We start from the raw sequence: 2,497 nt of genomic DNA, 5'->3' as shown, positions 1-2,497 counted from the left end.
CCGCCGACCAGGCCCTCGCCGCCCACGCCCGCGTCCTGCTGCGCGGCGAGGCCGGCTCCGGCAAGACCACACTGGTCCAGTGGCTGGCGGTCTCGGCCGCCCGCCAGGAACTGGACGAGCGGATGGCGTACCTGCGCGACCGCGTCCCCTTCGTCCTCCCCCTGCGCACGCTCACCCGCCACGGCGAGCGCCTGCCGGCCCCCAAGGACTTCCTGAGCGCCGTCGGCTCCCCGCTGGCAGGGGAGCAGCCGGCCGGCTGGGAGGCACGCGTCCTGGCGGCGGGCCGCGCGCTGGTCCTCGTCGACGGCATCGACGAGATCCCCGACACCGAGCGCGCCCGTACCCGCGCCTGGCTCACCGACCTCATCGACGCCTACCCGGGCAACCGCTGGCTGGTCACGTCCCGCCCCTCGGCCGTGCGCGAGGACTGGCTGGCCGACGAGGACTTCACCGAACTGACCCTGTCCTCGATGCGCCCCGCCGACGTGGCCGCGTTCATCGGGCGCTGGCACACGGCGGCGCGTACCGGCTCGCCGGACGAGGACGCGGCCCTCGGCGGGTACGAGCACCAGCTCCTCGCGGCGGTACGGGCGAAGGCCGACCTGGGCCGCCTGGCCACCAACCCTCTGATGTGCGGCCTGATCTGCGCCCTGCACCGCGACCGCCGCGGCTTCCTGCCGCTCGGGCGCAAGGACCTCTACACGGCCGCGCTGTCGATGCTGCTGGTGCGCCGCGACCGCGAACGGGACATGGACGTACCGGAACTGCGCGAAGAGCCCCAGATCCAGCTGCTCCAGCGCCTCGCGTACTGGCTGATCCGCAACGGCCGTACCCAGATGGACCGTTCGCGGGCGGAGAGCGTCATCGCCGACAGCCTGCCCGCCGTCCCGGAGATGGCAGCGGTCGGCGACGCGCGCGCGGTCTTCGACCACTTCCTGCACCGCAGCGGACTGCTCCGGCAACCCGCCCCGGGGACGGTCGAGTTCGTCCACCGCACCTTCCAGGACTTCCTCGGCGCCCGGGCCGCCGTCGACGAGGGCGACTTCGGAGTGCTCGTGCGGCACGCGGCGGACGACCAGTGGGAGGACGTCGTCCGCATGTCGGTGGCCCACGCGCGGCCACGCGAGCGCGCCGAGTTCTTCACCGGTCTCCTCGCATATGGCGACTCCCGGGCGGACCCGCCGGGACGGGCCCGCGTCCACCTGCTGGCCGCGGCCTGCCTGGAGCACGCCGCCGAACTCGACCCCGCCGTACGCCGGCAGGTCGAGAGCCGCGCGTCGGCGCTGATCCCCCCTGCCGACGCCCCGTCCGCGCGCGAACTCGCCGCTGCCGGGCCGGTGATCCTCGACCTGCTGCCGGGGCCCGAGGCCGTGGGCGACGACGAGGCGGCGCTCGTCGTCGTCGCCGCCTCCCACGTCGGCTCGGATGCCGCGATCCCGTTCCTGGCCCGCTTCCGCGCCCACCCGGCGAACGCGGTCCGCTCCCAACTGGTCTGGTCCTGGGGCCGGTTCGACACGGAGCAGTACGCGGACGAGGTCATCGCCCACCTCGACCCGCGCGGTCTGTTCTTCACGGTCACCTCGGACGCGCAGCTGACGGCCCTGACCCGGCTCGGCGGCCGCCCGTGGCTCGAAGCCAGGGGCGACCTCGCGGCGGACGGGCTCGGCGCGTACGCCCGTACGGCCGCCCTGGAGAGCGTCAGGATCCGGGACAACGAGAACCTCACGTCCCTCGCGTTCCTCCGGGGTCAGGAGGGTCTCCGCCACCTCGACATCTCCGACTGTCCGGCGCTCACGGACCTCTCGGCGCTGGAGGGCACCCGCCTGACCTCCCTCTACCTGGACGACGTCCGCCGGGGGGACCTCGGCGTCCTGTCGTCGCTGAGCGGGCTCACCACCGTGCGCCTCGGCGGCGCCGGCCTCCCGCCGGTGTCGGGCCTGTCCGCCGCCGCGCCGCTGACCGATGTGAACCTGAAGCCGGCGAGCCCGCTGCCCGGCGGCCTGGAAGGGCTCGGGAGGCTCCGGCGGCTCCAGGTGCTGACGCTCGGAAAGCACGGCGGCCCGCAGGGCGCGGCGGACTGGCGGGAGATCGCGCTCCTGCCCGACCTGCGGCTCCTGCACCTGTACGCCGCGTTCCTGGCGTCGGCTCCGGACTCCCTCACCGCACCCTCGGTCCAGCAGCTCATCCTGCGCGGGGACCTCCCCCCTGGGGTCGGGCGGGCCGTCACCCGGCTCTTCCCCTCGCTCCACACGCTGACCGTGACCTCGCCGGGCGAGCACCTGGTCGTGCCGGAGCTGGCCGCGCTGCCCGGCCTGCGGCGCATCTGCGTCCCGTTCGGGGACCGCGGCGGCCGGCTCCAGGGGCTGGACGTACTCGGGCCGGCGGTCGAGGTGACCGGTCTGGGCGCCGTCACCGTCGACTGACCACGCCCGCTACGCGCCTCCTTCCCCCCGCCACGCCCGTCCGGGATGCTCCTGCCATGAGCAGACCCGTGACC

The 2,497-nt window shown here is 74.9% G+C and carries 1 protein-coding gene; it reads left to right on the top strand.

All coding sequences use genetic code 11. The annotated features are described in order from the left end of the window. A partial coding sequence (locus tag E2E34_RS33360) for an NACHT domain-containing protein (RefSeq protein ID WP_138905573.1) occupies positions 1-2,423 on the top strand: 2,423 nt, incomplete at its 5' end. Between the last annotated feature and the right edge of the window lie 74 nt (positions 2,424-2,497).

This window comes from Streptomyces albidochromogenes (assembly GCF_005981925.1).
Taxonomy (GTDB): Bacteria; Actinomycetota; Actinomycetes; order Streptomycetales; family Streptomycetaceae; genus Streptomyces; species Streptomyces albidochromogenes.
This window is presented reverse-complemented; position numbering and strand designations above follow the sequence as displayed.